This is a genomic window from Microbacterium sulfonylureivorans (genome assembly GCF_003999995.1).
Classification (GTDB): Bacteria; Actinomycetota; Actinomycetes; order Actinomycetales; family Microbacteriaceae; genus Microbacterium; species Microbacterium sulfonylureivorans.
In genome coordinates, this window is record NZ_RJAD01000002.1 from 24,749 (window position 1) to 41,731 (window position 16,983).

Here is a 16,983-nt window from a genome sequence, read left to right on the forward strand (position 1 = left end):
GCCCGCCCCAGGTCAGTCGGCGAGCCAGCGACGCAGCGCCGCTTCCGAGGCGCGCTCGGCCTCGGCGGCCGCATCTCCGTGGGAGTCGGCCTCGGGGGAATCGTCCGCGGTCGCGGATGCGGGAGAGGGGATGACGTCGATCGGGGACGTCGCGGTCTCGTCGGACCGCCACTCGCTCGGCGCCGGAGCGTCGAGCTGCCCTCCGAGGTCGATCTCCGCAGTGTCCTCGGGCTCGGGCTCGTCGCGATCGACCTCGGAGGACACCCACAGCGACAGCTCGTCGGGATCGTAGGCGTCGGTCTGCATCGACGTGTCGATGACGGCGGCGGATGCTTCGGGCATGCGTTCGAGGAGCGCGAGCGCGTCGTCGACGCCGAGCGCGGCATCCGTCACGATGTCGTCGCCGGCGACGCCGGTCGCCAGCGTCTCGAGGAGCTGGACCGCATCGTCGATCACGTCCGCTCGCCCGGTCTCGTGACCGTGCACGAGCCACGACGCGAACTCGAGTTCGGCGTACAGCCGCGCGCGCTCGCGCGCGCGGCTGTCGGGTGCGCGACCGCTGTGCGCGACGTACGCGGCGTAGACGTCGTCGGCCGCGGCGGGCGCGGAGGCCAGCCACTGCAGGTCGGTCGCCGGGTCGCCGACCGACAGGCCGTGCCACTCGAGCAGGCCCGTCACCTCGGGTACGCCGTCGACGTCTTCGAAGAGGAAGGATGCCGCGCCCGCCCCGCCGAGCACGACGGCGGACTCGAAGCGCCAGAGCTCGTCGGCGTCGACAGCGCGCTGCCAGCGATCGGCCAGCGCGACGGGCAGCCGCCGCGTGGCCTGGGCGCGGTCGATCATTCGAGCGGTGTCGGTGCGCACCTGCTGAGGTGTGCGGACGGGGAGGCCCTCGGTGCGGACGATCGAGAGGGGGAGCGCGTGGAGGGCGGCCAGGGCGGCTCCGAGGGAGGTGGCGGCGCCGCGTCCGGGCGGGAGGTGGGCCGCGTCGACGCGGTATCCGGGGAGGAAGTCGACGACCACGGCTCGCGCGTCGCCGAGGCCGGTCTCGCCGAGGAGCTCGGGCGCGCGGAAGGGGAGGAGGCCCCGGACTCCCGGGGTCAGGGCGCGCAGTGCGCGCACCTCCGCGGCCAGCTCGGGGATGACGGTGGAGTCCGCGGGGACGCGCACCACCACGCGACGGCCGTCGTCGAGGTCGGCGATCGCCGAGTCGTATCGGCCGCCGGTGCCTTCGGTCAGCTCGCCGACCCCCACGACGCCGACCCGGGGCAGAGCCGAGGTCACGGACGCGGCTAGAGTGAAGGGTGAGCGTGCCATGTGCCCAGGGTAGGTCGGTCGCGCTCGTCCACCCCCGCGCCACGCCCTGGCTCGTCGAGCACGGCCTCTCCGGTCGACGGGTGCTCGGAAGAAGCGGAGATCCTCGATGACGGCGCCCGACAGCACACGACTCCCGGCCCTCGCGGCAGGAGCCGTGGATCGCGCCGCAGACGAGCGCGCGACACCGGGCCTGCTCGACTCCCTCCGAACGGATGCCGCTGCCCGCGTGCTCGTCCTCGCGGGCGACGCTGCACCGCTCGCCTCGCCGGACGAGCTGCAGTGGTTCGCACCCGACGCCGTGCCGGAGGGCGCCGAGTGGGCGTTCCTCGGCCGCGGCGACGACGGCGCCCCTCTGCTCGCAGCCGTCTTCGATACGCGCGACGACGAGGTCCTCGCCACGCCCGCAGGGTGGGCCGGACTCCGCGCGGTCGGCGGTGTCCTGCGTGCGGAAGACGCCGGCGCCTTCGTGGAGGCGCTGAGCCTCGGGCGCTGGCTGCTCGACGCGCCGTTCTGTCCCGCGTGCGGGGCCCTCACCCTGCTCGGCGATGCCGGCTGGTCCCGGCGATGCCCGTCCTGCGGCCGTCAGCACTTCCCCCGCACCGATCCGGCGGTGATCGTCGCGATCACGAGCGCGAGCGACCCCGACATCCTGCTGCTGGGCTCGAACGTCCTGTGGGGCGCCGACCGGTTCTCGTGCTTCGCCGGGTTCGTCGAAGCCGGCGAGTCGCTCGAATCCGCCGTGCGCAGGGAGGTGCAGGAGGAGTCCGGCATCGAGGTGGCCGTGGCCCGATACCGCGGGTCGCAGGCATGGCCGTACCCGCGTTCTCTCATGGTGGGCTTCCTGGCGACGGCGAAGGACGACGGCGCCGCGGAGGCCGACGGCGAGGAGATCGCCGCCGTGCGCTGGTTCACACGCGATGAGATCGGCGAGGGCCTCGCCGGCGAGAGCGATCTCGTGCTGCCCGGCCGCGCCTCGATCGCCCATCGGCTCATCAGCGACTGGCACGCGGGGGCAGCATGACAGGGCGGGTGCTCGCGGGTCTCGACGAGCGGCAGCTCGAGGCCGTCCAGGCTCTCCGCGGCCCGGTCGCGGTGCTCGCAGGCGCCGGGACCGGCAAGACGCGGGTCATCACGCACAGGATCGCGCACGGCGTCGACACCGGCGCCTACTCGCCGGGGCGGGTCATGGCGGTCACGTTCACCGCCAAGGCGGCCGGCGAGATGCGAGGACGCCTGCGCGCACTGGGCGTCGAGGGCGTCTCGGCGCGGACGTTCCACGCGGCGGCGCTCGCGCAGCTCAACTACTTCTGGCCGACGCTGGCCGGCGACACCGCGCCGGGAATCGTCGACAACAAGGTGCGGCTGCTCGCCCACGCGGCGGACGGCATCGGCTTGAGCCCCGACACTGCGACGCTGCGCGACGTCGCGAGCGAGATCGAGTGGCGCAAGGTCTCGATGCTCGGCATCGATGCGTACGCCGCGGCCCGACCGAACGGAATCGGCCGGCTCGGGGTCGACCGGGTCGTCGCGCTCCAGCGGTCCTACGAGAAGCTGAAGGACGAACGGCGTCAACTCGACTTCGAGGACGTCCTGCTCGCGTGCGCCGGGATGCTCGAGGCCGAGCCCCACGTCGCCCGCGCGGTGCACGAGCAGTACCGCCACTTCACGGTCGACGAGTTCCAGGACGTCTCGCCGCTCCAGCATCGCCTGCTCGAGCTCTGGCTCGGCGATCGCCGCGACCTGTGCGTCGTGGGCGACGCGAGCCAGACGATCTACTCTTTCGCGGGCGCCGACGCGCGATTCCTGCTCGAGTTCGCGACGCGCCACGAAGAGGCGAAGGTCGTGCGCCTGGAGACGAATTACCGGTCGGATGCCGCGATCCTCGGCGTCGCCAACGAGCTCATGCGCGATCGGCCGGGAGCTCTTCATCTCGTCGCCGCTCCGCGGCACGAGTCCGCCGCCGAGCTCCCCACCGTCGCGGGGTTCGGCGACGACGAGGACGAGGCGCGAGGCGTCGCGGCGCGGATCTCGGCGCAGATCGCGTCGGGCGTCGATCCGCGTCGCATCGCCGTGCTGTATCGCGCGCACGCCCAGTCCGCCGAGCTCGTCCGCGCGCTCGCCGACGCCGGCATCGCCTCGACGGTGCTCGGCGGCCGGCGCTTCTTCGACCTGCCCGAGGTGCGGCAGGGGATCATGGCGCTCCGAGGCGCGTCCGTCGCCCCGATCGAGGGCGGATTCGTCGACACGGTGCGCGATGTCCTGCGCTCGCTCGGGCTGACCGACGATCCGCCTCAGGCCGGCGGCGCGCTGCGCGAGGCGTGGGAGCTGCGGGCGGCACTGCTGCGGCTTGCCGAGGAGGCCCCGGCCGGAACCACGCTGCGCGAGTTCACCGACGAGCTCACCGCGCGTGCCAAGGTGCACGACGAGCCGGCGCTTCGGACCGTCACGCTCGCGACCATCCACGCGGCGAAGGGTCTCGAGTGGGACCACGTCCACCTCGTCGGACTGGCGGAGGGCCTCCTGCCGATCGGCTATGCGACGACGTTCGAGCAGGTGGACGAGGAACGCCGCCTCGCCTACGTCGGCATCACGCGGGCCGCGCGAACGCTCTCGGTGACGTGGGCTCGAGGAGTGCGGGAGCGGCAGCCGTCGCGCTTCCTGCGAGAGATCGGCAACGGCACTCTTCGTGCGGTCGGTGCTTCCGCACGGTCCGGCGCAGCGAGCCGGCCCGCAGCGTCAGCGACCGGCTCCGGGTACGCATCGGGCGCGCCTCGCACTCGCTGAGCAGTCGCGCCGCCACGAACCCCGCCTCCCAGACGATCGACGCGTCGGACTCGACCACGAGTCGGCCGAGCAGCTGCGCGGCGATCGTCGGCCACGCCGGGTCGGCCTCGCGGCGATGCGCCGCCAGGCACGACAGGCACGCGGACACCCCGGGCCGGACGCACGGACCGACCTCGGCCCCCGCCCCGGTGAGGACGACCGGGAGGTGCGGTCGGTCGTCGACCATGAGCGCGGAGGCGAACGACGGCGTCACGAGGTGATGGGCGACGACGACGACGGCCGCGGCATCCGACACCGCACCTCCGGGAGGGTCGAACGGGTGCGCCGCCGCGACGTCGCACCCCGACGCGCTCAGGCCCGCGGCGACTGCCTCGAGCTGCGTGCGGGGGACCTCGCCGGCCGCCTGGACGATGACCCGACGCGGGGAGCGGGATGCTCTCTCGAAGACAGGGACGAGTTCGGCGACGAACTCGCTCGCCGCCCGTGCAGAGGCGCCGAGTGCGACGGCGAACGGCACCACCGCCTCATCCGGGATGCCTCGCTCGAGTTCGCGGACCACGCGCTGCTGCCACGCCGAAGGATCGTGCACCACGACGACCGGCTCGGCTCCGAACTGCAGGGTGGTCGCGGTGCGCCACAGCGGCGGATGGGCGGGGTCGATGCGGAGCATTCCCCGATTCTGGCGATCGTGCCGCCGGCAGCGTGCGGTATCCACAGGCGCTCCGGCCGTCGCCCGGCGCACCGCTGCCCTGGGGAGGAAGCGCCGTCGCGCGCTCGGCCGCTAGACCGGCCGGTGGTCGTCGGGCGAGCCCGTCTCGTCGTCGTCCGCATCTTCGCCGCTGCTCGGCGGGGTCTCGCCCGCGAGCAGCTTCGCCAGGGCGTCGTCGAACTCGTCGGGCGCCGGCTCCTCGCCGCGAGCACGGGCCTCGAGTCTGGCCACGAGAGCGGCGGGATCGTCGATGTCCTCCGCACCGGGCATGAGGTCGGGGTAGTCCCACAGCGCGTCACGTGCAGCCGGGCCGACGGCATCCGTCACCGCTCGCCACATCGCCGCGGCCTCGCGCATGCGACGCGGTCGCAGCTCGAGCCCGACGAGCGAACCCAGCGCGCGCTCCGCCGGTCCGCCCACGGCCCGCCGGCGACGGACGGCCTCGGCGATGCGATCGGCGGAGGGCAGACGCGACGTCGCCTGCTCGGTGACGACCTCGACCCAGCCCTCGATGGTCGCGAGGAGGTTCTCGAGGCGCGCGAGCGCGGCGTTCTGGGCCTCGGAGCGCGCGGGCAGGAGTGCCCCGCTCTCGAGCGCGCGCCGAAGCTCCTCGGGCTCGGAAGGATCGAAGCGCGAGGCGAGGTCCTCGAGGGCGTCGGTGTCGACGTGGACGCCGCGCGCGAAGTCGGTGACCTGGGAGATGACGTGCAGGCGCAGCCAGCGCGCGTGGCGGAAGAGGCGCGCGTGCGCGAGCTCGCGCGTCGCGACATACAGCGCGAGCTGGTCTTCGGGGACCTCGAGGTCACGGCCGAAGTCGGCGAAGTTCTGCGGCAGGATCGCGGCCTGCCCGTCGGGCATGATCGGGATCCCGACGTCGCCGCCGCTGACCACCTCCTTCGAGAGGTTGCCCACGACCTGGCCGAGCTGCGACGCGAACAGAGAGCCGCCGACCGTGCGCATCAGGCGTCCCGCGCCCTGTACGAGACCCTGCATGTCTTCGGGTGCCTGCTCGCTCAACGCGGCGGTCAGGGCATCCGCGATGCTCGTCGCGACCGGCTCGGCGAGCTGCTGCCACACGGGCAGCGTCGCCTCGACCCAGCCTCCGCGGGTGAGCGTCCGGGGCGGCTCCGCCAGCTCCGAGATCGTCGTCGCCTCGCTGAGCCACAGGGTCGCGAGTGCGAAGGCCTGGTCGAGGTCGGTCCGCTGGCCCGACGTGACGCCGAGCCCGTCCTGGTTGGCGATGTGCAGGGCCTGGCGCTGCGCCATCTCCCACGAGATGCCCTCGTCGGCCCCGCCGGCGAAGGCGCCCTGCAGATGCTGCATCACGTTCTGCAGCATCGCCGGATCGATGTTCATCCCCGACAGGGCGGAGAGCTGCTCGGGGTCGAGCTCTCCGGAGCCTCCGCCGAACAGCTGGCGGATCAGCTCCTGGAACTCTTCCTCGGGACTGCGGTCCTCGTCTGCCACTTCAGCCGCCTTTCAGCCGGTTCATGGGCGTCGCGTTCTACGCTAGTCGCAGCATCCATCGCACTCCCCGGCAGAGTCCCGAACGCCTTACGCCGGTCGCGAACGACCAGGCAGAGAGAGGTCCCCGTGGCCCTGTTCGACGAGAACGTCACGATCACGCCCGCTCCGCGGCGCCGTATGCCCCGCGGAGCGATGGTGGGCGTGTGGGCCCTCGCCGTCGCGCTCGTGGTTCTCCTCATCATCACCTTCCTGCCGACGTCGTACGTGATCCAGCGTCCGGGGCCGGTCTACAACACGCTGGGCACCGCGACCGGCGCCGACGGCGAGCAGGTCCCGCTCATCTCCGTCGAGGGTGCCGAGACCTTCCCCACGGACGGCGCGCTCGATCTGCTCACCGTGCAGGTGGTCGGCAACCGCGAGCGCACGCCGTCGTGGTTCGAGCTCGCCCTGGCGTGGTTCGACCCGAGCAAGGCGGTCCTTCCGCTGGAGGCCGTCTTCCCGGAGGGCACGACGACGGAGGATCGCAACGCGGAGAGCGCCGCGATGATGGTCGACTCCCAGCAGGAGGCGACCGCAGCCGCGCTGACCGAGCTGGGCTACGACGTCGGGGCCCGCATCACCGTGCACTCGGTCATCGAGGACTCCGCGGCGGAGGGCGTGCTCGAGGAGGACGACGTCATCGTCTCCGCGAACGGCACGCCGGTGACGGATGCCGCGACCCTTCGCGGGATCGTCAATGACGCCGAGGGAGCCCCCGTCGAGCTCCTCATCGAGCGCGACGGCGAGGAGCAGACCGTCTCGATCACCCCGAAGGAGACCGAGGTGGACGGCGAGAAGACGCTGCTCCTCGGTGTGAACCTGATGACGGACTACGACTTCCCGATCGACGTGACAATCCAGCTGAACAACGTCGGCGGACCGAGTGCGGGCATGATGTTCGCCCTGGGCATCATCGACACGCTCACTCCCGACCAGCTCAACGGCGGGGAGAACGTCGCGGGCACCGGGACGATCGACGGCGACGGCGAGGTCGGTCCCATCGGCGGCATCCGCCAGAAGCTCTACGGGGCGAAGGATGCCGGTGCCGACTGGTTCCTGGCGCCGGAGGCGAACTGCGACGAGGTCGTCGGCCACGTACCGGACGGTCTCCGGGTGTTCTCGGTCGAGACGCTCGACGACGCGCTGGCGGTGCTCGACGCCGTCCGGGAGGACGGCGACCTCGACGCGCTCCCGACGTGCACGGCGAACTGACGACCCCGCGCATGCCGCGCGCCGGATATTCCAGGAGTACGCCCAGGGCGGACTCGGCTGAGGTCCAGAACCGCGCGCCTAGGATGGGACGGTGACCACGACCTCGGCGCCGACCCCGGCGGCCACACCCTCCCGCTCCCGACGCATCATCGCGATCTCGCTCGCGATCATCGCCGCCTTGGTGGTGGCGTTCTTCGTCTTCGCGAACCTGTACGCGGATTTCCTCTGGTACGACCAGCTCGGGTTCCAGTCCGTGCTCGTCACGCAGTGGGTCGCCCGCGTCGTGATGTTCGCGGTCGGATTCCTCGGCATGGCGGTCCCGGTGTGGCTCGCCATCCAGCTCGCCTACCGCCTGCGGCCGGTGTACGCCCGGCTGAGCTCGCAGCTCGATCGGTACCAGGAGGTCGTCGAGCCCCTCCGCCGGCTCGCCATGTGGGGCATCCCGGTCTTCTTCGGCTTCTTCGCCGGATTCGCCGCCTCGGCCCAGTGGGAGACCACGTGGCTGTGGGCCAACGGCGTGCAGACGACGATCACCGACCCCGAGTTCCATCTCGACACCGGCTTCTACATGTTCGCGATGCCGTTCTACAGCGCGCTCGTGGGCTTCGTCTCGGCCGTCCTGCTGGTGTGCCTCCTGGTCACCGCGCTCGTCTCGTACCTCTACGGCTCCGTCCGCATCGGCCAGCGCGAGCTGCGCATCTCGAAGGCCGCGCGCATCCAGCTCGCCGTCATCGCCGGCCTCTACCTGCTCGTGCAGGCGGCCAGCCTCTGGCTCGACCGCTACAAGACGCTCGTCGAGCCGGGCGACCGCATCACGGGCCCCGGCTACACCGGCGTCAACGCGATCATCCCGGGGCAGACGATCCTCGCGATCGTCGCCGTGATCGTCGCGATCCTGTTCTTCGTCACGGCGATCATCGGCCGGTGGCGCTATCCGCTGATCGCGACCGCGCTGCTGGTGATCTCCGCGATCGTCCTCGGGATCGGATACCCCTGGATCGTCAACACCTTCCAGGTGCAGCCGAACCGCTTCGCGCTCGAGCAGGAGTACTACCAGCGCAACGTCGACATGACGCACGAGGCGTACGGCGTGGACGGACTCGAGAAGCAGGACTTCCAGGCCGCGACGGATGCGGAGGAGGGCCAGCTGCGCGAGGACGCCGCCACGACCGCGCAGATCCGCATCATGGACCCGGCGATCATCTCGCCGACGGTCCGCCAGCTCGAGCAGTTCCGCGGGTACTACCAGTTCGCCGATCCGCTCGACGTGGACCGGTACGACATCGACGGCGTGTCGCAGGACACGGTGGTCTCGGTGCGCGAGCTGGACCTCGCCGAGCTCGGCGCCGCGGCGGACTGGCAGAACTCCGCCGTCGTCTACACCCACGGCTACGGTCTCGTCGCCGCGAAGGGCAACGACCGAACGGGCGACGGCGACCCCGTCTTCCTCGAGCGCGGCATCCCCGCGACCGGGTTCCTCTCCGATCAGGAGGACTTCCAGCCGCGCGTCTACTTCGGCGAGTACTCGCCGACGTATTCGATCGTCGGTGCGCCCGAGGGCTCGGAGCCGGTGGAGCTCGACTATCCGAGCGGCGGCGACGGAGCGGGTGAGGTGAAGACGACCTTCGAGGGCGACGGTGGCCCGAGCATCGGCAGCGTCTTCAACCGACTCATCTACGCCCTGAAGTTCCAGGCGGAGCAGATCCTGTTCTCCGACTACGTCAACGAGGACTCGCAGATCCTCTACGACCGCGACCCGCTGCAGCGCGTCCAGAAGGTCGCGCCGTACCTCACGCTCGACAGCGACCCGTACCCGAGCGTCGTGGACGGCCGCATCGTGTGGATCATCGACGGCTACACGCTGAGCGCCAACTACCCGTACTCGTCGACGGTGAGCCTCGCGTCGGCGATCTCGGACTCCTCCAACCCGGCACCCCGGTTCGCGCTGGACGACATCAACTACATCCGCAACTCCGTCAAGGCCACCGTCGACGCGTACGACGGGTCGGTGACGCTCTACGCGTGGGACGAGGAGGACCCGGTGCTGCAGTCGTGGCAGAAGGTGTACCCCTCGACGGTCGAGCCGATCAGCGAGATGTCCGCCGAGCTCATCAGCCACGTGCGCTACCCGACGGACCTGTTCAAGGTGCAGCGGACGGTGCTGGGCGTCTACCACGTCGACGACGCGCGCTCGTTCTACCAGAGCGACAACCGGTGGCAGACGCCGAACGACCCGCAGGCCGACTCGCAGCTGCAGCCCCCGTACTACCTGACGATGCAGATGCCCGGGCAGGATTCGCCGACGTACTCGATGTTCACGTCGTTCATCCCGTCGTCGACGGGCGGCAACGCCCGCAACGTGCTGATGGGCTACCTCGCGGTGGATTCGAACGCCGGGAACGAGGCGGGCAAGAAGGCGCCAGACTACGGCAAGCTGCGCATGCTGGAGATCGACGCCGACACGACGGTGCCCGGTCCGGGCCAGGTGCAGAACACCTTCAACGCCGACCCGCTCGTCTCGTCGCAGATCAACCTGCTGAAGCAGGGGCAGTCGGACGTGCTCAACGGCAACCTGCTGACGCTGCCCGTCGGCGGCGGCCTGCTCTACGTGCAGCCGGTGTTCGTCCAGTCGTCGGGCGCCACGAAGCTCCCGACGCTCCAGAAGGTGCTGGTGTCGTTCGGCAACGACATCGCATTCGAAGACACGCTGAACGAGGCGCTCGACGCGCTGTTCGGCGGCGACTCGGGTGCGAACGCGGGCGATGACGACGTCGAGCCGACGCCGGGCCCGACGCCGGAGCCGACGGATCCCGCCGAGCCCGAGGTGCCGTCCGACGAGTACCAGGCGGCGCTCGAGGACGCGCAGCAGGCGATGCTCGATCGGGATGCCGCGCTCAAGGCCGGCGATCTGACGGCGTTCGCCGAGGCCGACGACCGTCTGACCGCGGCCGTCGAGAAGCTCATCGCGCTCGGCATCCAGGAGTAGGACGCACACGACGAAGGGCCGGGTCTCCGCGGGGACCCGGCCCTTCGTCGTGTGCTCAGGCCGTCAGCGCCCAGTACCAGATGAGCAGCAGCGTGACGACGAACCCGGCGAACTGGTTGAGCCACAGGAACCGGCGCCAGCCCCGCGTCGCGTCCGACGCGGTGTCGTCGGTCACACCGCGGAAGGGCCACACGGTGACGAGGTACGGCAGTGCGACGAGGGCGGCGAGCGGACCCGGCCAGGTGGTCGCGAGCATCACCAGCCCGGACGCGGCGTAGCAGACGAGCGCGAACCAGACCGTCCAGCGCGCTCCGCGGGCGGTGGCGATCGACGAGATCCCGGCCTCCCTGTCGGCGGCGACATCCTGAACCGCTCCGAAGGCGTGCGAGGCGACCCCCCAGAGTGCGAACGCGACGATGACCGCGGCGAGCTGCCAGGTCCAGACCGCGCCCGCCAGCACGAGCCCGTACACGGCAGGGGAGAAGAAGTGGATGCTGCTGGTCAGCGAGTCTGCGAACGGCACCTCCTTGAGCCGCAGCGGCGGGGCGCTGTAGAACACGACGAAGAACAGGCTCGCGGCGAGCACCACCCACGAGGCGGGTGAGCCGACCACCGCCAGGTAGACGACGAACGGGAGGCAGGAGAGGCCGGCCGCCCACAGGGTGATCGGATGGAGGCGTCGATCGAGGACCGCACCGTGGGCTCCGCCCTTGCGCGGATTGCGCAGGTCGGACTCGTAGTCGAAGACGTCGTTGATCCCGTACATCGCGAGGTTGTACGGAATGAGGAAGAAGAGCGTGCCGATCACCAGCGTCGGGTCGATCCCGCGGGTCGTGAGCAGGTACGCGGCGGCGAACGGATACGCCGTGTTGATCCAGCTCACCGGTCGCGAGGCGACGAACAGCTCTCTGAGGACGACCCCCGCGCGCAGGGGCGGCGCGGCGGTCACGACCGGGCCTCCGCGCCGCGCGCCCGTGCGGGAAGCAGGGTGAACACCGCCGGAACGAGGAATGCCGCGCACACGGAGTAGGAGAAGTCCTCGATCGGCGCCAGGCCGACCCGCAGTCCGCTGAGGTGCTCGGCGGGGTAGGAGAACAGGCCGGCGGCGATCATCAGATTGTCGAAGATCGCGGTGAGGACGACCAGGACGGTCGCCGCGATGCCGGATGCCGCCATGCGTCGTCCGAAGGCCGGGCGGCGCACGGTGAGGAGCACGACGACCAGTGTGAGCACCGCGAACGGCAGGACGATGAGCGAGTACGTCATGTGCGCTCCCGTCCGGCGTGCGCAGGGGACGAGGCATCCGCTCGCCCGAGAGCGCGCAGGGCGGCCGCGTGCACCACGAGAGCGAGGTAGCAGAGGAAGACGAGGAAGAACGGCTCCTCGATCGGCAGGTGGGGAGCGAGGTCCAGCCCGATCAGAAGTGCGCTGTCGCCCTTGACGAACACGCCGGCGGCGATGCCGACGGCATCCCACGCGAGGAAGAACGCGGTGCCGATCGCGACGGCGCCGGCGGTGCGGCCCGGGGCGTGCCACCCGGCCAGGCGCCAGCGCCGGTCGAGGAGCGCGACGCCGGCGGCCGAGACCACGATCGCGGCGAGGTAGAGGCCCGGCACGTCATACCCTCACGGGTTCGGCGATCGGGCCCGGGGAGCGGTCTCCGCGCAGGCGCTTGATCACGAGCTCGGCCGAGATGAGGCACATCGGCAGCCCGATGCCGGGCAGTGCGGAGCCGCCGGCGTACGACAGCCCCTCGACCTTGCGTGAGGCGTTGCGGGGACGGAACATCGCGCTCTGCCCGAGCGTGTGAGCGAGTCCGAGGGCGTTGCCGCGCCACGCGTTGAGGTCGGCTGCGAAGTCGCCGGGCGCCACCGTGCGTCGCACGACGATCCGGTCCGCGAGGTCGGGGATGCCGCACCACGACGCCAGCTGCTCGATCACACGGTCGGCGGCCGCCTCGACCGCCGGATCCCCGTCGCCGTCGACGCCTCCGCGGCCGAAGGCGGGGTCCGCCGGCACGGGGACGAGCACGAACACGTTCTCATGGCCCGCGGGCGCGACCGCGGTGTCTGTGGCGCTCGGGCGGCACACGTACAGCGACGCCGGGTCGGGGACACGCGGACGTCGGCCGAAGATGTCGTCGAAGTTCGCACGCCAGTCCTCGGTGAACAGAAGCGTGTGGTGCGCGAGCTGGGGGAGCGATCCCTCCACGCCCAGGAAGAGGAGCAGCGCGCCCGGGCTCGGCTCGCGCTTGGCCCACCACGACTCGGGGTAGCTCTGCAGGCCGGCCGGCACGAGCGCCGTCTCGGTGTGGTGCAGGTCGGCCGTGGAGACGACGAGGTCGGCCGCCACCCGCCGTCCGTCGGCGAGCACGACGCCGGTCGCTGTGGCGTCATCGGTGTCGATCGCGACGACGCGGGCGCCGGTCTCGATGACGGCGCCGGATGCCTCGGCGAGTCGCTCGATCGCGCGGATGATCTCGACGAAGCCGCCGCGGGGGTACAGCACGCCTTCGTCGAGGTCGAGGTGGCTCATCAGGTGGTAGAGGCTCGGCACGCCGTAGGGCGAGCCGCCGAGGAAGACGGCCGGGTAACCGAGGATCTGCCTCAGTCGAGGGTCGTCGAACCGGCGCTCGACGTGCGACGCCAGACTGCGTGCGAGGAGCGGAGCGAGCTGCGGAACCCGGCGCAGCAGCGCGGGGTCGCGGAGGCCGGCGGTCGTCTCGTACGTGTCGTACAGGAACCGCGTGACGGCCAGGTCGTACGCGTCGCCGGCGGAGTCGAGGTACGCGCTCAGCTTGGCCCCGGCACCCGGCTCGACGCTCTCGAAGAGGGCGGTGGCGGCGTCCCTCCCGGAATGCACGTCGAGCGGATCGAGCCCCGACCGGGGGTCGGAGTAGACCCGGTAGGCAGGATCGAGCGGCACGAGGTCGAGTTCGCGCTCCGCCGTCGTGCCGAGGAGGCGGAAGAAATGCTCGAAGACCTCGGGCATGAGGTACCAGCTCGGCCCGGTGTCGAAGCGGAAGCCGTCCTGCTCCCAAGATCCGGCGCGCCCGCCGACCTCGTCGCGCGCCTCGAGAACGGTGACGGACCAGCCGTCCGTGGCGAGGAGCGCCGCCGTGGCGAGCCCTGCGATGCCTCCGCCGACGACGACTGCGCGACGGGGCTCGGACTGTGAGCCGGCGCTCATGCGCGCGCGCCCCGCGGCGGGAGGCCGAGCCATGCGCGCGCCGCAAGGCGGACCTTCACGGCGTCGGGCACCCGCACGCGCTCTGCCGATGCGCTCGCCGTGCGCAGGCGTGCGGAGAGCTCGGCGAAGAGGTCGTGGGCGGCGGTGACGGCGCGACGGCAGTCCGCCGGGAGGAGCGGCACGGCGGCCGCGGCCGCCGCCAGATCGGCGTCGATGCGGTCGAGCACCTCGCCGCGGGTGGAGCGCCCCTCGTCGAGGCCGAGGTAGTCGCGTCCCAGCGCCGACGAGTCGTGCTCGCGATCGCGCAGGAAGTTGACGTCCTGGAAGGCGGCGCCGAGGCGCCGGGCGCCGTCGACGAGCGCAGCCGAGGGGGTCCTCGGATGCTCCGCCCCGGCGTTGACGAACACCTGCAGGCACATGAGACCCACCACCTCCGCGGAGCCGTACACGTACGCGTCGTGCGACGCGGGATCGTGGCGGTTCGTCGAGAGGTCGGTGCGCATCGAGGCGAAGAACGGCCGGATGAGGTCCTCTCCGATCCCGCACTCCTGCGCCGTGCGCGCGAAGGAGTGCACCACGAGGTTCGCGCTGAATCCCCGCCCGATGGCGGCGAGCGTCTCCGACTCGAGGTCGTCGAGAACCCGTGCGGTCGCCTCGGGGGAGAGGCCGGCGGCTGCGGCCGGCCCGTCGACGACCTCGTCGGCGACCCGCACCAGGGCGTAGATGCTGCGCACATGCGGACGCGGCCGGGGACCGAGCAGGCGGCAGGCGAGGCCGAAAGACGTGGAGTAGTGCGCGATCACGGTGGCCGCGGCATCCCGGGCCGTCCGGTCGTACAGATCGAGACCGGTCGGCCCGCCGGTGCGGGTGTGGACGACGCGCCCGCTCATGGGATGCGCCGCTCCACGCCGTCGGCGAGATCGCGCAGCAGGAGCCCGGTGCGCGCCGGAAGCGACGCGTCGGTCGATGCCTCGCGAACCCGCTCGAGGGTCTCGTCGATCAGTCCGCGCAGCCGCCGCGGCGCTCCGCTCTCCTCGAGCGCTACCTGCGCCTCGCGCACCGCGATCGGTCCGGTGTGCGCGACGGCGAGGGTGTCGTTCACGCGCGCCCACGAGGGGGTCTCCTGGGCGAGCGCGACCAGCGGGGTGCGCTTGGACTCCCGCAGGTCGCCGCCGGTCTCGCGGCCCGCCTGCTCGGCCGACCCGAACGCCCCGATGAGGTCGTCGACGAGCTGGAAGGCGAGGCCGAGGCTGCCGCCGGCGTCGGCGAGCACGTTCCGGGCGGGTGCGGCCGCGCCCGCGAGCACGGCGCCCGCCTGGAGCGGTGCTTGGAAGGTGTACACGGCCGTCTTGTTGAACGCGGCGCCGAAGATGTCCTCGGAGGTCGCCCGTTCGCCGAGAATGCTGTTCTCCACGTCGGCGAGCTCACCCGCCACCGAGATGTAGAGAGCATCGTCGAGGAGTGCGTAGAGCAGCTCGCGAGCGACGGGGTCGACGTCGGCGAACGCGATCAGCCGCAACGCCTCGTGCAGGAGCAGGTCGCCCGCCAGGATCGCCGCCGCGTCGCCGAGGAGCGCCGCTCCGCCGTCGTCCGCGCCCTGGACTCGCGCACGCTCCCGGAACTCGCCGGCGACATTGGGGATGCCGCGACGCTCGGTGTCGTGGTCGATGACGTCGTCGTGCACGACGAAGGCTGTGTGGAGCAGCTCGAACGCCGCCGCGACGTCGTAGAGGCCGGGGGCCACCGCCGGGTCGCCGCCGAAGGAGTCGAAGGCTGCGACCACGAGCGCGGGGCGCAGCCGCTTTCCGCCGTGCGTCGCGCGGGACAGGGCGCCGCAGAGCGCCGCGAAGCCGGGTCCGAGTCCGTCGGCGCGCGCGACCACCCGGCCGACGGACGCCTCGATCGCCGCATGGATGCGGGGGTCGGCAGGCAGCGCGATCACGATGCCCTGCGGCGCTGGGCGACGACGTCGAACATGTGCAGCTGCTCCGCCTGCAGGACGAGCCAGGGGCTGAACGCCCAGGGGGTCGTCTGGAGGGATGCCGCGAGCTCGGCCGGGTCGACCCATCGTGCGTCGACCACCTCGCGAGGGTTGAGGACGGGCTCGTCGTAGGTGAGCGCGGTGTACACCGGGCACACCTCATGCTCGACGATGCCGTTCGCGTCGATGGCCCGGTAGCGGAAGAGGGGCAGCGAGAGCTCGAGATCCGTCAGGGTGATGCCGAGCTCGAACTCTGCGCGTCGGTGCACCGCTGTGAGCACGGGCTCGGCAGGGCGGGGATGCCCGCAGAACGAGTTGCTCCACACTCCCGGCCACGTCTTCTTGTCGAGCGCGCGACGCGTCACGAGCACCTGTCCGTCGGTGTTGACGACATGGCACGAGAACGCGAGGTGCAGCGCGGTGTCGGTTCCGTGGACGCTGCTCTTCGGGGCCGTGCCGATCGCTCGTCCTTCGTCATCGAGAAGGACTACGTGGTCAGCATCGGTCATGGAATCCTCCTTCTAGGTCGCTAGTTTAGCTAGCGATCTTGGTGTTCAGATGATACAAGGGTGGGGAGGGGGTGTCCACAATGGCCCAGCCTTGGTCACCGCAGTCGACGGGATCGCCGCAGTCGCGGGAGTCTCCCTGGACCCCGCAGACTCCGCACGATCGAGCCGTCCTGCAGGTCCTGCAGGCGGTGCGCGCGTTCAGCGATGCGATGGACCACATGCACGGGGGCATGAAGGACGACATGGACATGAATGCGTCCGACCTCTCGGCCCTGCGGATGCTCATCATGCGGGAGCAGCGCGGCGAGCCGGTGCGCCCGCAGGACGTCGCCGAGCACCTCAAGATCTCGACGGCGTCGACGACCAAGCTCCTCGATCGGCTGACGGTCGCGGGCCACGTCGAGCGGCGCCCGCACCCGAGCGATCGGCGCGCGCGCGTCGTCGTCCTCACCGATGTGTCGCGGCGCACGTTCTTCCGCCACTTCGGGGAGCGGCTGCAGGCGATGCGCGGCGTGGCCGAGCGGTATTCCGACCGTGAACTCGCCGTCGTGGCGCGGTTCCTGGCCGAAATCGGCGAGGTCATGGACGCCCGCTGACGGACGTCGCCGGGCAAGGAAAAAGGACCCTCCGAATCGGAGGGTCCTTCTTCTTTTTGTTGCGGGGACAGGATTTGAACCTGCGACCTCTGGGTTATGAGCCCAGCGAGCTACCGAGCTGCTCCACCCCGCGGCACAAGAAGTTAGCCTAGCACGGATTCTGAGGGGTCGCGACGTGGGGCGGGTTCGCTTGC

At 71.4% G+C, this 16,983-nt stretch carries 14 protein-coding genes and 1 tRNA gene; 5 read left to right on the forward strand and 10 right to left on the reverse strand.

The genetic code is table 11. The features are described from left to right. Window positions 1-12: 12 nt before the first annotated feature. Window positions 13-1,317: a phosphotransferase gene (locus tag EER34_RS09565; protein WP_127474388.1), complete on the reverse strand. Its 1,305-nt coding sequence runs from the start codon at window positions 1,315-1,317 to the stop codon at window positions 13-15. Window positions 1,318-1,423: 106 nt separating this feature from the next. On the opposite strand from EER34_RS09565, the gene nudC reads away from it, so the two are divergent. Beyond that, window positions 1,424-2,338 carry an NAD(+) diphosphatase gene (gene nudC / locus EER34_RS09570; RefSeq protein ID WP_127474389.1) on the forward strand — a complete coding sequence of 305 codons (915 nt, stop codon included), beginning with the start codon at window positions 1,424-1,426 and terminating at the stop codon, window positions 2,336-2,338. Beyond that, entirely contained in the window at window positions 2,335-4,101 is a 1,767-nt protein-coding gene (locus EER34_RS09575) for an ATP-dependent helicase (RefSeq protein WP_127474390.1), read from the forward strand. Before nudC ends, EER34_RS09575 begins: the two co-directional genes overlap by 4 nt. Before the next feature lie 781 nt (window positions 4,102-4,882). Here EER34_RS09575 and EER34_RS09580 read toward each other — a convergent pair. Further along, window positions 4,883-6,277, reverse strand: coding sequence for a zinc-dependent metalloprotease (locus tag EER34_RS09580; RefSeq protein ID WP_127474391.1), 1,395 nt, complete (start codon window positions 6,275-6,277; stop codon window positions 4,883-4,885). A 126-nt stretch (window positions 6,278-6,403) separates the two neighbouring features. On the opposite strand from EER34_RS09580, the gene EER34_RS09585 reads away from it, so the two are divergent. Further along, window positions 6,404-7,528: a YlbL family protein gene (locus tag EER34_RS09585; protein ID WP_127474392.1), complete on the forward strand. Its 1,125-nt coding sequence runs from the start codon at window positions 6,404-6,406 to the stop codon at window positions 7,526-7,528. Window positions 7,529-7,619: 91 nt separating this feature from the next. Then, window positions 7,620-10,514 (forward strand): UPF0182 family membrane protein, encoded by a 2,895-nt coding sequence (locus EER34_RS09590; protein WP_127474393.1) that lies wholly within the window; start codon window positions 7,620-7,622, stop codon window positions 10,512-10,514. A 55-nt stretch (window positions 10,515-10,569) separates the two neighbouring features. On the opposite strand, the gene EER34_RS09595 is transcribed toward EER34_RS09590, so the two are convergent. The 7 genes from EER34_RS09595 to idi are packed head-to-tail and all read right to left on the reverse strand — an operon-like array spanning window position 10,570 to window position 16,193. Continuing rightward, window positions 10,570-11,463: a prenyltransferase gene (locus tag EER34_RS09595; RefSeq protein ID WP_205791552.1), complete on the reverse strand. Its 894-nt coding sequence runs from the start codon at window positions 11,461-11,463 to the stop codon at window positions 10,570-10,572. After that, the gene (locus tag EER34_RS09600) at window positions 11,460-11,780 is read right to left on the reverse strand and encodes a lycopene cyclase domain-containing protein (RefSeq protein WP_127474394.1); all 321 of its coding nucleotides are present in this window, start codon (window positions 11,778-11,780) and stop codon (window positions 11,460-11,462) included. Before EER34_RS09600 ends, EER34_RS09595 begins: the two co-directional genes overlap by 4 nt. Next, window positions 11,777-12,130 (reverse strand): lycopene cyclase domain-containing protein, encoded by a 354-nt coding sequence (locus EER34_RS09605; protein ID WP_127474395.1) that lies wholly within the window; start codon window positions 12,128-12,130, stop codon window positions 11,777-11,779. Before EER34_RS09605 ends, EER34_RS09600 begins: the two co-directional genes overlap by 4 nt. Before the next feature lies 1 nt (window position 12,131). Further along, entirely contained in the window at window positions 12,132-13,703 is a 1,572-nt protein-coding gene (gene crtI, locus EER34_RS09610; RefSeq protein ID WP_127474396.1) for a phytoene desaturase family protein, read from the reverse strand. Beyond that, on the reverse strand, window positions 13,700-14,593 hold the full coding sequence (locus EER34_RS09615) for a phytoene/squalene synthase family protein (RefSeq protein ID WP_127474397.1): 894 nt from the start codon (window positions 14,591-14,593) through the stop codon (window positions 13,700-13,702). Before EER34_RS09615 ends, crtI begins: the two co-directional genes overlap by 4 nt. Then, entirely contained in the window at window positions 14,590-15,645 is a 1,056-nt protein-coding gene (locus EER34_RS09620; protein WP_127474398.1) for a polyprenyl synthetase family protein, read from the reverse strand. Before EER34_RS09620 ends, EER34_RS09615 begins: the two co-directional genes overlap by 4 nt. Beyond that, on the reverse strand, window positions 15,642-16,193 hold the full coding sequence (idi, locus tag EER34_RS09625) for an isopentenyl-diphosphate Delta-isomerase (RefSeq protein ID WP_127474399.1): 552 nt from the start codon (window positions 16,191-16,193) through the stop codon (window positions 15,642-15,644). Before idi ends, EER34_RS09620 begins: the two co-directional genes overlap by 4 nt. An 80-nt stretch (window positions 16,194-16,273) precedes the next feature. Here idi and EER34_RS09630 point away from each other — a divergent pair, with 80 nt between their 5' ends. Continuing rightward, complete coding sequence (locus tag EER34_RS09630) at window positions 16,274-16,789, forward strand: MarR family winged helix-turn-helix transcriptional regulator (protein ID WP_127474400.1); 516 nt, start codon at window positions 16,274-16,276, stop codon at window positions 16,787-16,789. Window positions 16,790-16,848: 59 nt separating this feature from the next. On the opposite strand, the gene EER34_RS09635 is transcribed toward EER34_RS09630, so the two are convergent. Continuing rightward, a tRNA-Met gene (locus EER34_RS09635) sits at window positions 16,849-16,922 on the reverse strand. Window positions 16,923-16,983 lie beyond the last annotated feature (61 nt).

What these genes read in the sequence shown, in the direction of transcription:
- EER34_RS09565 (WP_127474388.1), bottom strand. Translation starts at nt 1,317, where the DNA reads ATGGCACGCTCACCCTTCACTCTAGCCGCGTCCGTGACCTCGGCTCTG.
- nudC (WP_127474389.1), top strand. Translation starts at nt 1,424, where the DNA reads ATGACGGCGCCCGACAGCACACGACTCCCGGCCCTCGCGGCAGGAGCC.
- EER34_RS09575 (WP_127474390.1), top strand. Translation starts at nt 2,335, where the DNA reads ATGACAGGGCGGGTGCTCGCGGGTCTCGACGAGCGGCAGCTCGAGGCC.
- EER34_RS09600 (WP_127474394.1), bottom strand. Translation starts at nt 11,780, where the DNA reads ATGACGTACTCGCTCATCGTCCTGCCGTTCGCGGTGCTCACACTGGTC.
- crtI (WP_127474396.1), bottom strand. Translation starts at nt 13,703, where the DNA reads ATGAGCGCCGGCTCACAGTCCGAGCCCCGTCGCGCAGTCGTCGTCGGC.
- EER34_RS09615 (WP_127474397.1), bottom strand. Translation starts at nt 14,593, where the DNA reads ATGAGCGGGCGCGTCGTCCACACCCGCACCGGCGGGCCGACCGGTCTC.
- idi (WP_127474399.1), bottom strand. Translation starts at nt 16,193, where the DNA reads ATGACCGATGCTGACCACGTAGTCCTTCTCGATGACGAAGGACGAGCG.
- EER34_RS09630 (WP_127474400.1), top strand. Translation starts at nt 16,274, where the DNA reads ATGGCCCAGCCTTGGTCACCGCAGTCGACGGGATCGCCGCAGTCGCGG.